At 42.0% G+C, this 18,062-nt stretch carries 18 protein-coding genes; 10 read left to right on the forward strand and 8 right to left on the reverse strand.

Features of this window, described 5'->3' with window-relative positions; translation table 11 throughout:
* Window positions 1–11: 11 nt before the first annotated feature.
* Window positions 12–1,259, reverse strand: a complete 1,248-nt coding sequence (locus tag ACTWPX_RS08395; RefSeq protein WP_443119335.1) for a cytochrome P450 — start codon at window positions 1,257–1,259, stop codon at window positions 12–14.
* Window positions 1,260–1,447: 188 nt separating this feature from the next.
* Here ACTWPX_RS08395 and ACTWPX_RS08400 point away from each other — a divergent pair, with 188 nt between their 5' ends.
* The 3 genes from ACTWPX_RS08400 (at window position 1,448) to ACTWPX_RS08410 (ending at window position 5,129) form a co-directional block, all read left to right on the forward strand.
* Window positions 1,448–2,836, forward strand: a complete 1,389-nt coding sequence (locus ACTWPX_RS08400) for a YjiH family protein (RefSeq protein ID WP_443119336.1) — start codon at window positions 1,448–1,450, stop codon at window positions 2,834–2,836.
* Between the two features lie 411 nt (window positions 2,837–3,247).
* Window positions 3,248–4,537 (forward strand): Na+/H+ antiporter NhaC family protein, encoded by a 1,290-nt coding sequence (locus ACTWPX_RS08405; RefSeq protein WP_443119517.1) that lies wholly within the window; start codon window positions 3,248–3,250, stop codon window positions 4,535–4,537.
* An 88-nt stretch (window positions 4,538–4,625) separates the two neighbouring features.
* Window positions 4,626–5,129: a GNAT family N-acetyltransferase gene (locus tag ACTWPX_RS08410; protein WP_443119337.1), complete on the forward strand. Its 504-nt coding sequence runs from the start codon at window positions 4,626–4,628 to the stop codon at window positions 5,127–5,129.
* A 28-nt stretch (window positions 5,130–5,157) separates the two neighbouring features.
* On the opposite strand, the gene ACTWPX_RS08415 is transcribed toward ACTWPX_RS08410, so the two are convergent.
* The 5 genes from ACTWPX_RS08415 to ACTWPX_RS08435 form a co-directional block, all read right to left on the reverse strand.
* On the reverse strand, window positions 5,158–6,156 hold the full coding sequence (locus ACTWPX_RS08415) for a Gfo/Idh/MocA family protein (protein ID WP_443119338.1): 999 nt from the start codon (window positions 6,154–6,156) through the stop codon (window positions 5,158–5,160).
* A 12-nt stretch (window positions 6,157–6,168) separates the two neighbouring features.
* Window positions 6,169–6,993, reverse strand: a complete 825-nt coding sequence (locus tag ACTWPX_RS08420; protein WP_443119339.1) for an STAS domain-containing protein — start codon at window positions 6,991–6,993, stop codon at window positions 6,169–6,171.
* A 207-nt stretch (window positions 6,994–7,200) separates the two neighbouring features.
* Entirely contained in the window at window positions 7,201–7,947 is a 747-nt protein-coding gene (locus ACTWPX_RS08425) for a VCBS repeat-containing protein (protein ID WP_443119340.1), read from the reverse strand.
* A 236-nt stretch (window positions 7,948–8,183) separates the two neighbouring features.
* Window positions 8,184–8,639, reverse strand: coding sequence for a hypothetical protein (locus ACTWPX_RS08430; RefSeq protein WP_443119341.1), 456 nt, complete (start codon window positions 8,637–8,639; stop codon window positions 8,184–8,186).
* A gap of 548 nt (window positions 8,640–9,187) precedes the next feature.
* Window positions 9,188–10,036 carry a DUF1206 domain-containing protein gene (locus ACTWPX_RS08435; protein WP_443119342.1) on the reverse strand — a complete coding sequence of 283 codons (849 nt, stop codon included), beginning with the start codon at window positions 10,034–10,036 and terminating at the stop codon, window positions 9,188–9,190.
* Between the two features lie 138 nt (window positions 10,037–10,174).
* Here ACTWPX_RS08435 and ACTWPX_RS08440 point away from each other — a divergent pair, with 138 nt between their 5' ends.
* Window positions 10,175–10,405 (forward strand): excisionase family DNA-binding protein, encoded by a 231-nt coding sequence (locus tag ACTWPX_RS08440; RefSeq protein WP_443119343.1) that lies wholly within the window; start codon window positions 10,175–10,177, stop codon window positions 10,403–10,405.
* Between the two features lie 104 nt (window positions 10,406–10,509).
* On the opposite strand, the gene ACTWPX_RS08445 is transcribed toward ACTWPX_RS08440, so the two are convergent.
* Window positions 10,510–10,890, reverse strand: a complete 381-nt coding sequence (locus ACTWPX_RS08445) for a RidA family protein (protein ID WP_443119344.1) — start codon at window positions 10,888–10,890, stop codon at window positions 10,510–10,512.
* A 262-nt stretch (window positions 10,891–11,152) separates the two neighbouring features.
* On the opposite strand from ACTWPX_RS08445, the gene ACTWPX_RS08450 reads away from it, so the two are divergent.
* From ACTWPX_RS08450 to ACTWPX_RS08460, 3 genes are all read left to right on the forward strand, one after another.
* The gene (locus ACTWPX_RS08450; protein WP_443119345.1) at window positions 11,153–11,332 is read left to right on the forward strand and encodes a Spo0E family sporulation regulatory protein-aspartic acid phosphatase; all 180 of its coding nucleotides are present in this window, start codon (window positions 11,153–11,155) and stop codon (window positions 11,330–11,332) included.
* A gap of 503 nt (window positions 11,333–11,835) precedes the next feature.
* Entirely contained in the window at window positions 11,836–13,281 is a 1,446-nt protein-coding gene (locus ACTWPX_RS08455) for a carbon starvation CstA family protein (protein ID WP_443119346.1), read from the forward strand.
* A gap of 133 nt (window positions 13,282–13,414) precedes the next feature.
* Window positions 13,415–14,383: an ATP-grasp domain-containing protein gene (locus ACTWPX_RS08460; protein ID WP_443119347.1), complete on the forward strand. Its 969-nt coding sequence runs from the start codon at window positions 13,415–13,417 to the stop codon at window positions 14,381–14,383.
* A 155-nt stretch (window positions 14,384–14,538) separates the two neighbouring features.
* Here ACTWPX_RS08460 and ACTWPX_RS08465 read toward each other — a convergent pair whose 3' ends face one another.
* Entirely contained in the window at window positions 14,539–15,597 is a 1,059-nt protein-coding gene (locus ACTWPX_RS08465; protein WP_443119348.1) for an NAD(P)/FAD-dependent oxidoreductase, read from the reverse strand.
* A 267-nt stretch (window positions 15,598–15,864) separates the two neighbouring features.
* Between ACTWPX_RS08465 and ACTWPX_RS08470 the strand changes: the two genes are divergently transcribed.
* The 3 genes from ACTWPX_RS08470 to ACTWPX_RS08480 all read left to right on the forward strand — a co-directional run bounded on the left by ACTWPX_RS08470 (window position 15,865) and on the right by ACTWPX_RS08480 (window position 18,061).
* Entirely contained in the window at window positions 15,865–16,137 is a 273-nt protein-coding gene (locus ACTWPX_RS08470) for a hypothetical protein (RefSeq protein ID WP_443119349.1), read from the forward strand.
* Window positions 16,138–16,272: 135 nt separating this feature from the next.
* Window positions 16,273–17,340, forward strand: coding sequence for a C45 family autoproteolytic acyltransferase/hydolase (locus ACTWPX_RS08475; protein ID WP_443119350.1), 1,068 nt, complete (start codon window positions 16,273–16,275; stop codon window positions 17,338–17,340).
* 37 nt (window positions 17,341–17,377) lie between these two features.
* Window positions 17,378–18,061: a diphthine--ammonia ligase gene (locus ACTWPX_RS08480; RefSeq protein ID WP_443119351.1), complete on the forward strand. Its 684-nt coding sequence runs from the start codon at window positions 17,378–17,380 to the stop codon at window positions 18,059–18,061.
* The last annotated feature ends 1 nt before the right edge of the window (window position 18,062 follow it).

The following is an 18,062-nucleotide window of genomic DNA, read 5'->3' on the forward strand; positions in this document are numbered from 1 at the left end:
TGTAACCCCATTCATTTATAATGGACATTCTTCATAATGAACCCGCTTTTCGGAAGGGCGGGCATTTTTTTTAAGCTGTAGCTATAATCCTGTTTCGGCACCTCATAACCGAGGTGTTTTGTCATATAACGAAAACTCGCCTGAAGCACTTCGATTGTCGCCCATTCGCCTGGACAGCGGTGTCCCTTATAATAACCGCCGCCCCCTTGCGGAATGAGATCAAACAATCCTCCGTCCCAATTCAAAAACCTTTCTGGGTTGAATTCGTCCGGCTTCTCCCATATCCGTGGATCGTGATTGATTCCATAAACATCAATCAAAACTAGCTGATCTTTTTTGAAAAGGTACTCCTGCCATGTGAAGTCATGGTCGACTCTCGCCCCAAGAAATGGGACGAATGGATAGAAGCGTCGGATCTCTTGAGTGAACATGAACAAATATTCATCATCTAAAGAAACGCGAGTTCGTGTTTCGGGGTATTCCTCCAGCGCAACAGCGCCGAAAGTCAGAAACTTCGAGATGGCGACGAGTGGCCTAATTACGTTAAGCGTTTCAATAGCTGCCATACGTGCATCTAATGACTCGCCCTCTACATTTCGGTGCATAGCCATCTCATATACAGCTTTTCCTTTTTCAGCTTCCATTTCTCCATTTCTGACTTTTATGATCAAGTCCTCGATCCACGCTTCCGACCGTTTCCGTGCACGTCGGCTTTCAATATGTTTCGGCCCGATGGCACTGAAGCCATCGATCATGTTGCTCAGGTCACGCGTGCGTTTATTCACTTCTTTTTCATTTAAAGGAATACCAGCCCAATCACACGCTGTCCGGCAGAGGAGTTCTCGTGACTCATCATAGAGGTTGACCTTTTTCATCTTGCTCCACTTTTTCGTGAATTGTGCCCAGTTTTTGGTCGTGATTTCGTATAAGTGTTGCAAAGATTCAGGAGTCATCAAGGACATGAACAAAAGCTTACGGTGGGTATGGGGGTCGCCGTCCATCGTCTGGATTCCACCTTCGCCGAATAGTGTTTTCAAAACTCTTGTCGGCAGTGCTCCTGACCGGTTCATCCGATTTCTGTCATAAAAAAGCTCCGCCCCTTCGATTCCGCTGAGGAGGGCGACTTTTTCTCCTAATACTCTCGTTTCATATACATCCAAATGATGATTCTGTACACGGTTGGGGATGAAATTGTAACCATCCTTGAAAATAGCCAATGTGTTGTCAATCGTCTTATCTTTCGGTACTTTGACGGCCATATGTACTCCTCCTATCTATCAGTCTCTTATTGTTCTAGATTCCTCCTTCTAGAAGAAGATAAACCGATATTAGAATCTTTTAAAATACTATTGAATTTTTATGCGATAAATTGTATAGTTACTAACTATCGAATAATGTTTATTTATGCATTTATTTGTATGAAAATGATAGAGGGGGAAGAAACATCATGGCAATTGAACAGACGAAAGTTACAGAACCAATTCAGCAATCCTCATCCTTTACAATGAAGCAATGGATGAAATTTCTCATCCCTTCGTTTATCGGTGTCCTTTTATTCCTAGTCCCAATTTCCATAGATGGTCGAGTGACCATTGGGTTAGGAGTCCTTGCAGATGGCCTCCAGGCTGCTATCGCTGATTATATTCCTTTATTCATGACGAGTATTATCGGAGCATCAGCTGTAGGGAGTATCGTTATTAAAGCTTTACCAAAAGGAAGAATAAGAGAGAATTCATTCATATCTAATGTATTTGATATAAGTCCGCTTTGGATCAGCTTGCGCTTTTTGGGGGCAGCCTTTGCGATTATGACGTTAACAGGATTTGGACCTGGGTTTGTTTCCTCAGATATTACAGGTGGAGTTGTGCTATACGATTTAATCCCTGTATTGATGGTGTGGTTCTTGTTTGCAAGTTTGTTCATGCCATTACTATTAGAATTCGGGTTGATGGACTTCATCGGAACGGTCGTTCGAAAGGTTATGCATCCATTATTCAAACTGCCTGGTCGTTCATCCGTTGATGCAATGGCATCTTGGATGGGGAGCGGAACTGTTGGGGTTTTGCTCACAACACAGCAATATGAAGGTGGATATTATTCAAAAAGGGAAGCTGCTGTAGTTGCAAGTAACTTTTCCATTGCTTCGATTGCGTTCAGCTTAGTGATAGCTAAATTCCTTTCAATCGATCACATGTTCATTTCGTTTTATTTCACAGTTGTTGTGTGTGGAGTTGTGGCAGCGGTCATCTGCCCGAGAATCCCGCCACTGTCCAAGAAAAAAGAAACCTATCATGAACCAGTGGGTAAGAAAATTAATGAAGTTGTACCAGAAGGTGTTTCCACTTTAAGGTGGGGGCTTGATAAAGCTATTGAAAAAGCTGACCAAGTGAAGAGCGCAGGATCCGTCGTGAAAAAAGGTGTCTATAATGTAGTGGATATCTGGTTCGGTTTGATTCCCCTTGTCATGGCACTTGGAACGGTCGCCCTTGTCATCGCGGAGTTCACACCAGTTTTCACCTACTTGTCTTATCCGTTTATACCTTTCATGAATCTTCTCCAAATACCTGAAGCAGCAGAAGCAGCCCCGGCAATGATTGTAGGATTTGCGGATATGTTCCTGCCGGCGGTCATCGGGAGCGGCATCGAATCTGAGTTGACGCGTTTTATCATTGGGGTCATGTCTCTGACACAGCTCATTTATATGTCTGAAATCGGTATTCTTTTAATTAAATCGAAGATCCCGATCAACTTTTTCGAGTTGTTTGTCATTTTCTTGCAACGTACGGTGATTACCTTGCCGATTGCAGCACTCCTTGCCCATCTATTATTCTTTTGAACATAGTAATGAGTACTTTGAGTTGGTTTTCTTAGCCTATGATAATGGATTAAGAGAATCGGGGAGTTTTTCAAGTAGAAAGGGCAGGGATATAAATCAGCTCACATTGGTGTACACTGACTCTGCTTGGGGGAGCTCAATCTGAATAATTGAAAAGTAAAAAGGCGCAGCTGAATTCCAGCTGCGCCTTAATATTTATCAATAGGGGAGGTCATTACATTCAGAGGTTTCGGATCTGCATATTTCTTTGGGGGGGTCTTTTTAATTTATTCCTGAAAAAATTATCGCTCAGCGAAATGTTTTACATCAGCTTGTTTTGCAACTGATAGAGCTGCTTGCTATTATGGATTGGTGTATTGTAGTGTATGAAAGAGCTTGGAATTTAAGAAAGAAGGAATTTTCATGGAAGATATTCAAAACAAACAAGGGAATGGATGGAGTTTACTTCCCTTTGGTGTATTTATATTACTCTTCATCGGTTCGGGAATCCTCACCGGGGATTTCTATCAAATGCCGGTCTTGGTGGCTTTGTTTGTCGCCATTCTCGTCGCCCTGTTCATGAACAGGCGCAAAGACTTTCACTCAAAGCTTCAGCAGTTGACGGAAGGAGGGGGCCATTCGAATATCATTTTGATGGTGATCATCTTTCTCTTGGCTGGGGCATTTTCCACTGTTGCTGAAGGGATGAAAGCAGTCGATTCGACTGTCAATTTAGGATTGAGCATATTGCCAGGTAATCTTTTGATTGTCGGTCTTTTCATTATCGCTTGCTTCATCTCCATTTCGATGGGTACATCTGTGGGAACGATTGTAGCCCTGGCTCCAATCGGGATGGGGATTGCTGATCAGACAGATGTAGCCGTCGCTCTCACGATGGGGGCGGTGGTCAGTGGTGCGATGTTCGGGGATAATCTTTCCATCATTTCTGATACGACTATTGCTGCTGTGCGAACCCAGGGCACAGAAATGAAGGATAAGTTCCGGGCGAATTTCTTTATTGTTTTGCCTGCCGCCATCGGAACGGCAATCATTTTTGGTGTACTGACGGCAGATGCTTCTACAACACTTCAAGGCGAGCATCCTTTTGAATTGGTGAAAGTTCTTCCTTATTTAGGGGTCCTCATCTTTGCGCTCATCGGTGTGAACGTGATTTATGTGTTGATGGGAGGTATCGGTTTCGCTGGGATCGTGGGTCTGATGATGGGAGACTTCACCTTAATGGAATTCGTCACGCTTGTGGGTGACGGCTTCTCAAGTATGCAGGAGTTGGCCTTAGTCGTTATACTTTTAGGCGGACTTGTAGAACTAATTCGTCAAAACGGCGGGATCGAGTATTTGTTGCATAAAATAAGTCGTGGTGCCAACTCCAAGCGAGGAGGGGAGTTCAGCATCGCTGGTCTTGTGAGCGCTGTTAACGTATCTACAGCGAACAATACAATTTCGATTATCACGGCAGGTCCTTTAGCCAAACAGATATCTGCAAGGTTTGATATTGATGCTAGAAGGTCTGCCAGTATTTTGGATATTTTCTCAAGTTCTGTCCAAGGATTACTTCCTTATGGTGCGCAAATACTTTCTGTGGCAGGAGTGGCGAGTATTTCACCTGTCTCAGTCGTTCCTTTCTGTTTGTATCCGATCCTTCTTGCATTATCAGGGATCATCGCTATATTCATCCGTTTTCCAAAGTTTACGACTCGATGAAAATGGTTGGTATTCATGTGAATAGGGAATAAAGCGAGTACCAGGGGGAACCCCTGGTACTCGCTTATATTATAGAGGTGAACAAACGATGAGTGTAGAAATTGTCAATATACAGCTTCATCATTTAAAGACATTACATAAATGGGAGATGGATGAAGAACTGCAAGTAAAGACTGGAGTGGATGTTCCCAGGACTTTTGAGCAATTCAGGCATTCTTATGGTGCTTACTTCAGAGGGGAAAAGCCTAATTTACTACTGAAAGCAATTGAAACTGAAGGACGGGTCATAGGAAAGTTAGAGCTTTTTCGTACCCAAAAGAGAGACTTTCTGGGTATCGTAGTCGCCGAAGAGCGAGGAAGTGGTATTGGAACAAAAGCGTTGCAGCTGTTCCTTGATGAAATCAATAGAGATTTTGGAGTAAAAGATATATTTGCCGAAGTGTATGAAGATAATTTGGAAAGTCTGCGTTTTTTCCAAAAAAACGGTTTTGAATGGAATGGAGAGCAGAACGAAGAATTATTCAGAGGTATGCCCCGCACATTACTTACCCTTCAAAAAGAAATTAAAAGAACGCCCATCTTTCCTCATTGAAAGACGGGCGTTCTTTATAACTTCTTCTTTATGCTTTAATTTCCACACGACAACCCTCTTGATGGGAAATAGCTGCTGCTTCATTCACAAGTGTGAGATCCTGAGCATCTTTCACTGTGATGGACGGAGGAGTGCCATCTATTATTTCCTTGACCCACTGTTCAAAAGGAGTTTCCAGGGGCAGCGGCAGCTCATCAGGGGTCGTCCACTTTTCCAGTCCATGTTTTTCACTTTTCACACGAATTTGGTCGCTCTCAATTAATAGAGTGCCTTCTGTACCATACAACTCTAATTGAAAAGGACTCCCTGTAGATATGAAGCTCGTTTCTAAGACTGAAAGTATCCCTGAATCATATTCAACCGTAACGGCAGCATGGTCATCGACCCCTAGCCCCATCAGTGAGTGGAGTCTTGCGCTTACATATTGTGGTTTTCCTGCTAATCGGTTTGCTAAATAAATGGGATGGGCACCTAAATCAACAAGCGATCCTCCGCCACATTGTTCGGCATCGAAGAAACGTTCAGGAAGCCACCCGGTTGAATGTTGCTCGTTCGGAACAGCCCCGTTATGGGCTACCCGGCAGCGGATCATGTTCACTTGTCCGAGCACACCTTGATCCATCATTTTTTGCGCATACAAATAATAATCAGCTGTCAATCTTGGCATCGAAATCATGAACTTGACCTGGGCTTCTGCAACCGCAGTCAAGACTTCTTCACCATCGTTCTTAGTTAAAGTTAAGACCTTCTCTGTAAAAATGTGCTTTCCATATTTTGCTGCTTCCACCAATAGATCGTGATGACGGGCAGTAGAGCTTGTAAGGATAATGGCGTCAATGTCCGGGTCATGGAAAATGGAACTAACATCATCTTCAAAAGGAACACCCAGCTCATCTGCCCATGACTTTCCTCTCTCAGCATCTTCATCCCATACTTTGTCGATCGAGACAAGCGGGTGAGCGGACGCTTCTGCAGCATAATCATCAGCGTGGACATGCCATCGGCTTAATAAGGCGACACGAAGCATTGTTATCCCCCCTTATACTTTTGAGTCATTGATGGTAATTAGTGCCTGCTTCAAATCACTAAAAGTTTCTAATTCTTCGAAATTCATTTCTGATTGGATAGCTGCCGCGGCCATTTCAGTGCGAATTCCTGTCAAAACAGTGCGCGTGCCCAGCAATTTAATCGTTTTTGTCAAATTGAATAAATCGTTGATGAATACTTCATCAAAGGTTGCGATTCCTGAAAAATCGATAAACAAGAGACGGAGGCCGTGTTCTTTTACCTTGTGCAAGGTGTGATCTTTGACGACATCGAAACGCTCAGGTGAAAACTCACCGACTAAAGGAAGGACAGCTTGAAATTCATCAATCAAGACTACCGGAGAAGAAACCGTGTTAAAGTGTTTTTCCATTTCTTCATGTTCCGACTCCTTCGTACGGTTATAACTATCCGTCGTGGCCCGGATCGCAGCATCAAATGCGGTTACGACTTGTTCCGTTACTAGGAAACCCTCTTCCACTTCTGCTTCTTGGATCAAATCGGACCTTCGCATATGTTTTATTAAAGAGAGTCTGAAGACGCTGAGCACGTCGACGGTTTGTTTCAAAAGAACTCCTTGTGAGTATAAATAATTCTCTGTATCATAACCGATTTCAGCTGCACTCATTTCTTCAGGGGGCTGCAGTAAACTTTCCCCGACCCGATCCAAAAGTAGACGCAACATTTCAAAATGATAATTCAAGTCATTATCATTATAGACGATTTCAAGTTCATCGAGAGTTTGCGGTAAAAGTTCATTGACTAATTTAGTTTGGTTATTTTTAAAGTATTTCGCTAAACGTGCGTTCAAATTTTCCATATCGTTCTCCTCTCCTATCCGTTGTTCTTCCTATTCCCTATTTCAAAATACTATAACTATTTTTTTAGATTAGGAGAGATGAAGGTATTGGAGGTGGATACAATCAAGGAAACTAATTATCATGCCAAAACAGTAAAAATACCTGGCACAATAAAGGCATGTGGTACCAGGTATTTAATGCGATTGTTATGAAGAGGGATGACCGCATCAAGAGTCTGTTGCCGTTCCGAGGACAGCTGCGTATTGATTATCAAAAAATGGACTGAAGCGCTGCCCATCCCAGCTTAATGGCGTCTGGACCAGTCCAAGTCCATCTGCATTATATTGACCGACGATTCTTTGTAAAGCATATAAATCATATACCCCGTCGCCATCAAAGTCGACAGGATAAAGCTGGTTCAATCCGGAAACCCATCCTTGCAATGGTGCTTTCAGAGTTCCATCCTGGTTATAAATTCCATTTAAATACTCCTGGTCCCGGTTGCTCAAATCAATGATGAAAGTTAGATTCAACGTTTGATTGATTAATTCAACTTTGTAATGATCTTGATAATTGACCTCATATTTGTAAGTTTCGTCAAAGGTCTCGTAATCGAAAAGCACCATCGGTTGGTTGTTAACAAAAGAATAAAGGTAATAGTAACCAAACCCGCCGCTTCCCCCTGAATCCATACTTATCAATATGTCATCGGTGCCATCCCCTGTGAAGTCTCCCAGGAACAGACGAGGTTGATACCCCATGTTTGTTTTCAGAGGTACATTATAGAACAAATTAGTCCGGCCATCTTGAATGATTAAAGTGATGTCAGTGATATAAGGACTATCCGACGTTTTTTGTCCTACAAGATAAACTTGATCTTGAATGTAATCACCATTCACGTCTCCTTGAGCGAACGCAAAAATATTTGAAGTTCCAGCAGGTTGCTGCCGAAAATTATAGGAATATGTGTACATAGAAACCTCCATCGTTTTTCAATAGCATATGCCTGATGAAGGAAGTGTGACTTGCATGGCAGGTTATTTACAGAATGGAGTAGCTGAAAGTTATTCAATAGGGGGCCGAGAAAAGAAAAAACGTAGGGGGCACTGTTTATGAAAAGAAGTGAATCTCAAAAGGACATAAAAAAGAGCAACAGAGTGGGAATCATTCTCCTCTGTTACTCATCCTATGTCATCTGACAGACTGTTTTTTATAAGCGGCTGAACCCTTCTTGCTCCAGGAAGTTTACAGCTTCTTCATAAGAATTGAACGCACCTTCCAACTGCTCATCTGCATACACATTGAAGCCATCGTCTTCTCTCATCAGTATGAGAGCCTGGTCATTTGTATTCAGCCACTCTTCCATGACGGGGTTTTTCTCGGCAGGGGATAGGGAAAGGGATTCAATCGCCTCCCGGATAAGTTCGCGAAGCCCTTCAGCACTGAAATCTTTGATGTTGACCATTCCTTTGTCATCTGTGGGGTGGTCTTCGATCTCACCAGCAAATACAAATCCATTGCCATTCGGGTGCAGGCGGTAAACGACGATTTGCTTTTCATAAAGACTTTCCTCATAGTGGAAGTTAACACGACCAAGGGAAATTTCTTTCTTTTCAAGTTCTGGGAATTCTTCGATGATGCTGAGCTTTTCTTCAAATGTAAGCATATAATCCTCCTGAGGTTTGTTCTTTTATCGTAAATAGACCAAGTGTAATTTATAAAATTAAGCCCGAGATCTTGTCTATCATAATCCAGTTGCAGAAGCCGTTCTCATATCATCCCTTTGTTTCCGAAGTTGCTTCCTATCGTGTTTATGACCAAGTATAGCACAAAGGATGTCTTGCAAAAATATCATTGCTTTCTATTTTATAGGATGGTATAGTATTAGAGCGATGAGCTGTTTGTGTAAGACGAAGTATATGCTTTTTATAAAGCTAAACGACGAATGTGGTCGTCGGTACATTCGCGACAAAATTCGAAAAGCCTTCCCTGATCAGGGGAGGCTTTTTTTGTTGTCAGGAAATTGATGAAACAATTGTTCCTATGCTTGTCGGGGGTGAACAAGGCGCTTGCGCTTTTAATTCATCCAGCTCCAGCGCCTACCCCCTCGAGGTCTTAAGCTAGCCCTTTGCAATGGCAAAAAAGCGCTGCCACTTCAAAGGTTTGCTTAAGCTTGTCGGGGGTGAACAAGGCGCTTGCGCTTTTAATCTGGAATCATTCATTTTTTCCGAAGTTCATTCTTGTATATCTTCCTCTTACCATTTGATAAATTCCATAAAGGATCAATCCTACCGCAGCAACAGCTAAGAGCCATTGTCCGTGTGGTTGTTGAGAGAGCTCTGATAATGCTCCATCTAACCCCTTAGCTTCGTTGGGGTTTGAAGAAAGTGCCGTTTGAACGAAGAAGAAACCTATGAGGCCAAGAACTATGCCACGAGCCGATAGACCAAAGCGTCCTGCATTTTTAGCGGTCTTCTGTTTCTTTTTATCCATATCGCTAATATGGAATTTTTTCATGAAGCTGCATGAGGCTCCCTGATAAAACTCATAGATTCCATAACCGATGATGATCACTCCAACGAGGCCGACTATCCATTGACCGAAGGGTTGGGAAAGGAGTCTGGCAGACATGGTCTGCTCTGTATTCCCACTTCCAGCTCCTACGCTGATTGCAATTTTGAATGCATTGTAAGCCAGGCCGGAATATATGATGCCGCCGACTAAATAACCGGTGCGAGTAATCACACCTTTTGTATCATTTCCATGATTTTCAGGATCTTTGAATGCTTTGATGAAGATCCATAGTATGTACCCGATCAATCCGGTTCCGATTGCCCAAAGAAGGACTTCCCCAAACCGGATACTGGCTAATGAACGAAACATACCATTCGTGCCGGTTGTTTGCCCGCCTAAGCCCAGCACGGCCATTATCGTCAGGATTCCAATGAAAAAGTAGACAGTCCCCTTGGCCATGAACCCGACTCGCCCTACTCGACGTATCCATGGCTTGATTTCTTCTTTGGCTTCTCTTATTTCCTTGCTGTTGTTCATTGATGCATCCATTATGATCACACCCACTTATAAGTTTGTTTGTCCATCATAAACCTTCCCTTGAGGGGGAAGAAACAAACCCCGGGCTTTTTAGTCATAGAATAGAGGAGGGAAAAATGATATTATTGAGGTGGTAAAGAAGGTGAATAGATGTATTTGACAGTCAAAGAAACCGCCGCGTACTTGGAATTATCGGAAGACTATATTTTGCATTTTATCCGGCACAATAAAATCAAAACCTTACATGACGGAGATCGCTATTTAATCAATAAAAATCAATTTGATAACCATCTCGATCAAATGGAAAAGTACCGGATGATGATTCAAGAATATTTGAGTGAACCTATCCCGGAGGACCCGGATGTAAAAGATGAGGATTAAAAAAGCAGAGCCTAATTGTATGCTCTGCTTTCCTTCTATATAGGTAGTATGATTCAACTTTACCGTTTGTAAAACACATATTTTCAAATGTACTAAAAGACCGGTTACCCTCGTGCGGCAATAGCTTCGATTTCAACTTTTGCCCCTTTAGGAAGTTTACTGACCTCGACAGCTGCGCGTGCAGGATATGGTTCATTTAAGTAACTGGCATAAACTTCATTGACAATAGCGAAATTGTCCATGGAATCAAGATAAATGTTCATTTTGACAAGGTTTTGATAAGTAAGTCCAGCTTCTTTCAGGATGGCACCAATATTTTTCATTACCTGTCCTGTTTGTTCTTTTACATCATCAGATACAAATTCCATTGTTTCTGCGTTCAAAGGAATTTGACCAGAAATGAATATAAGGTTTCCCAGGTCGGTTGCCTGTGAATAAGGTCCAATAGCGCTCGGGGCTTGATCAGTAGATACAGATTTGAACATGACATTCACTCCTATGATTATTTTTCATTAATCCTAACACTTTTCGACTTGATGTGAAATTATTTTCATTTCCTGGGCAATAAACGACATTTTTATCCGGAAATAAATAGTGAAAAAGGCTTACGTTATTCTCCCTAAGACCGATAAAAGAAAAGAGAGATCCCCATTCGATAATTAAAGAAATCATCTCGGAAAAAGTTTTGGAAATAATCGTTTAACCGCATCAATTGAGGGTATTTTATAATTAAGAGGAGTGAACATTATGTACAAGGAGAAATTAGAACAGCAAATTGAAGAACTGCGAATTCGTATGTATGAGTTATATAATAATAATCCTGCTGATGAAGAGTTGGTGCGTATTTCTCAAGAATTAGATGGTTTATTGAATCGATTCAGAAAAAGAACAGCTGATGTGCAAATCGATATGAATCGTGTTAATTAAGGATACATAGTTGAAGTTCAAGTTCCATATGCCAAAAGTTGAAATGCCCAAGTTTCTATGGTAACTTTAATTTAATGCCACTCTTGCATTCGGAAACGACTGCGGGAAACTTAACCATTTCTAAAAAGGGTGGCAGGTTTTTAATTTAAATGATGACCCCCTGTGAATCCACAGGGGGTCTTTTTCTATAATTCGTGGAATTTTTCAATTTCGACCTGCGATATCATGTACTACACGACCATTCTTTTCCTACACCTTGACTGGTATGATTTCTTGTTAACACTATAACTTTTTTCACAAATCATTTAATAATCAATATGAAGTTTATTCGAGAGAAGAGGCCCTGTTTATGAGGGGACTCAAATATTAATACTAATTAAGTGCAAACGCTTTATTTCTAAGAAAAAAAAGATAAAAAAATCAATTTTCAGAAAATGGGTTGTTTTTCGACAAAGCTATCGCTAGAATACTCCTTACATTAATGTTTGAGAGGAGGCTCAGCGATGATTACATTTATCGCATCAATTGTACTACTAATAGTCGGATATCTTGTATATGCAAAAGTTGTCGAACGGATCTTTGGAATCAATGATCAGAACACAACCCCTGCATACAAGAAAAATGACGGATTTGACTACATGCCAATGAGCTGGTGGAAAGCGAGTCTTATCCAATTACTAAATATCGCTGGGCTGGGACCTATTTTCGGAGCAGTATTAGGAGCTTTGTATGGACCGGTCGCTTTTATATGGATTGTTGTCGGCTCGATATTCGCTGGAGCCGTGCATGATTACTTTTCGGGGATGCTATCACTTAGACACAACGGGGCGCAGTACCCGAGTCTTGTGGGGAAATACTTAGGCAGACCTGCCCAGTCAATCATCAATCTTTTGTCCATTGGTTTGATGGTATTAGTAGCTGCTGCATTTACAGCTGGGCCTGCCCAGTTGATGGCAGAAGTGACACCACTCGGTTTTTTCACATCCATCCTGATCATTTTTGCTTATTTTTTAATAGCGACATTGCTGCCAATCAATAAAATTATCGGAAAAGTATATCCTATTTTTGGTGCCGTTTTGATTTTTATGGCTGTTTCTATCGGTGTAGGCATGTTTTTCTTCGATCAGCCTATTCCGAACTTAACGTTGAGCAATCTCCATCCAGAAGAATTACCCGTTTGGCCGATGTTGATGGTAACAATCTCTTGCGGGGCCATTTCAGGTTTCCATAGTACCCAAAGTCCAATCCTTGCCCGTACGCTGAAAAAAGAGAGTGAAGGACGCAAAGTCTTTTACGGTGCAATGATTGCTGAAGGAATTATTGCGCTGATTTGGGCTGCTGCTGGAATGACCTTCTTTGGCAGTACGGGAGGCTTGCAATCTGCCCTTGCTAATGGAGGCCCGGCAGGTGTGGTCAACGAAATCAGCACAACTACACTTGGAACATTTGGTGGCATTTTAGCTGTACTCGGAGTTATTATTCTTCCGATCACAACTGGGGATACCGCTTTACGTTCTTCACGGATGATGCTTGTCGATTTTGCAAGACAAGTGAGTAAGAAGAGCTTGAATGGTAAATGGATACCTATCATATTCGCTCTCCCAGTAGCAGTACCGACGTTTATGCTTACACAAATGGATTACAGCTTTCTTTGGCGTTACGTAGGCTGGTCTAATCAGGTGGTCGCTACAGTCATGCTTTGGACAGGTGCTATGTATCTTTTGAAAAATCACAAGTTCCACTGGATTTGCAGTGTTCCTGCATTATTCATGACAGCAGTTGTAAGTTCGTATATCTTTTACGCTCCAGAAGGATTCGGCCTATCTTATTCTACCTCAATGGTGATTGGTGCAATCATTTGGCTGGCTGTCGTTTTATGGTTCATAAGGCAGCTCCTTAAGAATAAAGGAAGAAAAGAAAAGAAAATCATTACTTCAAAAGCTGGATAATTACTATTTGGAGAAGAACCCGCTTTCCCTTAGTGAAAAGCGGGTTCTCAATTTATTGAGGTTTATTCCTAGTAACCCTATAGGTTTTATTGATAAAATGAAGGTAAGAATTATTTAGAAAGGAGCCGGTTCGATGAGCAAAATTTACATTCTCCATGAGAACGATGAGTGGACCGATCATTTAACACAGCGATTAAAAGAATTAAATCTTCCGTTTGAGTTGTGGCATTTGGATGCAGGCACCCTTGACCTGACAAGTGTGCCGCCGGAAGGGGTTTTTTATAATCGGATCAGTGCCTCTTCACATACAAGAGATCACCGCTATGCACCAGAATTTACAGAGGCCGTCTTGGCATGGCTGGAACGTCACGATCGTACGGTCGTCAATGGAAGTCGCGCGCTGCGGTTAGAGGTTAGTAAAGTCAATCAGTATATGGCTTTGAATCAAGCCGGTATTCAAACCCCGGAAACCATTTCAGTAGTAGGGAAAGAAAATATCCTGGAAGCCGCTCACCAATTAGATGAGAATTCGTTTATAACGAAACACAACCGTGCAGGGAAAGGGCAAGGGGTTCAACTTTTCCATTCCAAAGAAGCCTTGCGTGAATATTTGGATGGTGATTCGTTTGAAGATCCCGTGGATGGGATTACACTGATTCAGCAATATATAGAAGCCCCTGAACCCTATATTGTGCGTCATGAATTCGTAGGTGGGGAATTTGTTTATGGAGTTAAAGTTGATACCTCGGAAGGTTTCGAGCTGTGCCCGGCTGATGCTTGTTCGATTGAGGACCTTTACTGCCCGACTGACGCTGAATCACAAAAAACGAAAGCGAAATTCGAAGTTTTAGAAGACTACAATCCGTCCATTGTGGACCAGTATAAAGCATTTTTGAAAAAACAGAATATCCAGGTTGCTGGTATTGAGGCGATTAAAGACAAGGACGGAAATTTGTACACTTATGATGTGAACACGAATACAAACTACAATTCTGATGCAGAAGAAAAAGCAGGTATTTATGGCATGTTGGAATTGGCTGAATATTTGGGTGGACTTCTCGAAAAGGCTGAGGATAAAAAAGGGGCTGGGACAAAACACTAACTGCTACAGGAAAAGACGAACAATAGGTTGCAATGGATCAAATGGAGCGTAGGCATTTATTGTTTCATAAAGAAAACCCGAACGAATTTCGTTCGGGTTTTCTAGCGGAAAAATTCTTTCGTCCCAGCCTCTTTTTATTACATGTGCAGGCACTTTTAATGCCGTTTGCTTAACCAGAGGACGCCTGACTTAGCTAACCTCGGGAGCACACCTGTCATCGGTTTTTGCAGCATATTGCCGAAACCGTCGTTTTTTCCGAGAGAACCGAGTGCGCCTTTCAGCTTCACATGACTTGGACGTTCAGGTACTCGCCCTTTTAGAACAGATGCGAGGACTTCCGCTGCATTTTCACCTTGTTGTCCTGCTAGTTGTGCACTTGGAGAGTGTTCAGATGAAGCACAATCTCCGACAATGTAAACGTTCTGATGGGAAGGGACCTGGTAAAAATCGTTGACAATCACTTTTTCCTGGTCGTCTTTTTCAAAAGGCAATTCACGTACAAGGTAGTTCGGACGTACACCAGCTGTCCAGACAGTCACATCATTGATGTAACATACGCCATTGTTACATACGCCGTCTTTTTCAACATATTCGACATTAGCACCGTGGATTACTTCCACGCCATTCTCTTTGAACCATTTTTCAACATAATTTTGAATCTTCGAATCGAAAGCTTTTAGTACAGTTTCACCGCGGTCCAATAAACGGATGTTTAAATCAGGCCGGCTTTCACGAACTTCTGAAGCAACTTCTATGCCGCTCAAGCCTGCTCCGACAACGGTTACTTTTCCATAGGCTTTCAAATTGTTAATAGCGTAGCCAGCGCTTCTCGCCTTAGAGAAAGTTTGTACACTTTCTGTAAATTCACGCGCACCTTCGATACCATGATAATTGTCTTCACAGCCAAGCCCGATGAGCAAGTAATCATATGGAATAGCTTCTACTCCACCTTTAATCAGTACCTTTTCATTTTCTGTATCGATTTTTTCAATTTCATCAAAAACATAGTCTACTTGCTTGTGCTCTGGAAAATCCACTCGTGCATGACGGTCGGATTCTGTACCAGCTGCTATGGTGTAGAATTCTGTTTTTAATGAATGATATGGGTTTCGGTCGATTACGGTAATATGTACATCTTCTGATAAATCATCGAGCAGTCCGTGCAAAATATTCATACCACCATAGCCGCCCCCCAAAATAACGACTTCTCTCATCTTTGTTTCACCGCCCTTTTACTAAATGAATCCCTGTCGCAGCAGGTGATTCCCCCTAATATCCGAAAACGCTTCCTGTTTTCTTACATTTTTAAGACTACCAAAAAAAGCGTCGAAAAACTAGAAGAAGTAAGCATTTATTCATACGTTTAGTCAAAAGTTCTTCTTTTTACTACTTTACCCAGAAGAGGAGCAAGATAAAAGTACTGAAACAAAATCATCTTATATTCGTATCTAAAGGAAATAAAAAGAGAGGGAGGAAAGAGTTTGAAGAGTAATCGGTTTGTTTTGTTGGATTTGATTTGTTATGTCGTTTTTCCACTTGCTGTTTGGAATATCACCAGAGATTATATCGGTGATTATTATGCGATGTTACTTTCATCAATACCGGGAATCATTTATGCCATTTATCGTTTCAAAGCATTAAAGAAAGTAGGAGGGTTTTTCTATATAGGAAAAATTATTAAGAACTCCCCTGGACTAATCCATGAAGTTCAAAAAGAAGTGGGACAGGAAAAAAATAAGATGAGGGAAGCCTGAAGTAAGCAATTAGCCAGCTTTAGTCATTACCAGGACGAACAAAGTGTAGATAAAAGGGGGGACTGATTGCTTTGTCGAAGAAATTGAAAAGTGGTAAATTAAAGTCACAGTCTTGCAGAAGAAAGGAAATTTGGCATGAAACAAATACATAGTGATCTATTACAATTCCGGGGCACTCATTATGATTTTGGGGTCTACCAAGGGAGTTTGATAAAAAAGTCTTTAACTGTGAGTAATCGTGAAAAGCAATGGCGCGTTCGCAAACCGCGCTTTACTGTGCAGGAAGAAGAGGTGAGGGATGCAATCACCCGGTTCGCTCCTGGTGTATGGGATGAGCTTTTAGGACTTCGTGATGCGCTAGAATGGCCAATGGAACGAGTCATGATGGAATTTGGAGGGTACCGAATCGACTACAAACGATCCGGGTGCTCGATCATGACGGGGGAGGGTTATTTCATCCGTAATTATGACTATATGCCAAAAACATATGAAGGGCGTTATAGTTTGTTCCAACCGACGGATCAAGGTTATGCAATTATCGGACCGACCCAGAGAATTACAGGACGGATGGATGGAATGAATGAAAAAGGACTTGTAATGGGCTATAACTTTATGCACCGTAAACGTCCGGGTGCTGGCTTCATTTGCTGTATGATCGGTCGTTTGGTACTGGAATCATGCGCTGATGTTCACGAAGCAACGGAAATGCTGCGGAATATACCCCATCGTCATTCTTTCAGTTACACAGTATTCGATTCAACCAACCAGTCTTTTGTGGTCGAAGCTTCTCCGAGAGGTGTGGAAGTACGCCAATCTGATGTGTGTACAAATCATTTTGAAATCATGACTAAGGAAAACCGTAATCATCTCGTCGATTCGATGAAAAGAATGAATGTGATCAACTCAAATCGTGACCAGTTGAAAGACGCTTACGAAGCATTCCGTTTGATGAACGATACAAATCGAGGTGTTTTTTCCAAGCTATACAACAACTGGGCGGGCACGATCCACACATCCGGCTATTTACCACAAAAGTTAAGGAGCTGGTTCGCCCTTGGTGGTGACCAGCAACCGGTTGAACTCAATTTTATGAACTGGTTGGAGGGGGATGACATCTGTGAGCGGAAAATATACGGCGAAGTCGATACAGATCTACCTTTTGCACATATGGAAGATGGAGCTTACTGGACAGGGAAAAAGTGATCTCAGAGCTTTCGATTAATAGAAAGGAGTCCTTCGTATGTCTGAAAAAGTAATCGTATCCTGGAGCGGCGGAAAAGATAGCGCTCTTGCTCTGCATAGGATGATAGAAGATAGAAGATACGAAGTGAAAGGTTTGATTTCAACAACCTCTGAAGCAACGGGACGCTTGCCTATCCATGAAGTGAAGACAGCATGGCTGCGCAAACAAGCGGATGCGGTCGGTCATCCGCTCTATGAAGTTCCATTGCCTCCCCATGCGTCAAATGTGATATATGAAAACAAACTAAAGGAACAATGGCATACTTTCAAGAAGGATGGAATAGATACTATTGTCTACGCAGATCTTTTCTTAGAAGATATAAGGAAGTATCGAGAGCAGCTGTTAACAAAGGGTGGAATGAAGGGACATTACCCTTTGTGGGGAAAGGGTTCAGCAAAAGTCTCAGAAGATATTATTCAGCTTGGGTATGAGGCATTGTTGACAACTATTGATACAGAGGTACTTGATCACAAATGGCTCGGCCATCACTATGATCGTCATTTTCTTACATCCATATCAGCCGACATCGACCAGTGTGGAGAACATGGAGAATTCCATACGTTTGTCTTTGCTGGTCCTATCTTTCAAAATTCTGTTCCCGTTAAGGGTGGGGAAGTCTTCGAAACGATGGAAGGAAGGTTTGCCCATGTCGAACTGAAGGGGAGACAGATAGGGTTGTAAT

It is taken from the genome of Halobacillus sp. H74 (genome assembly GCF_052246715.1).
In the GTDB taxonomy this organism is placed as follows: Bacteria; Bacillota; Bacilli; order Bacillales; family Halobacillaceae; genus Halobacillus; species Halobacillus litoralis_A.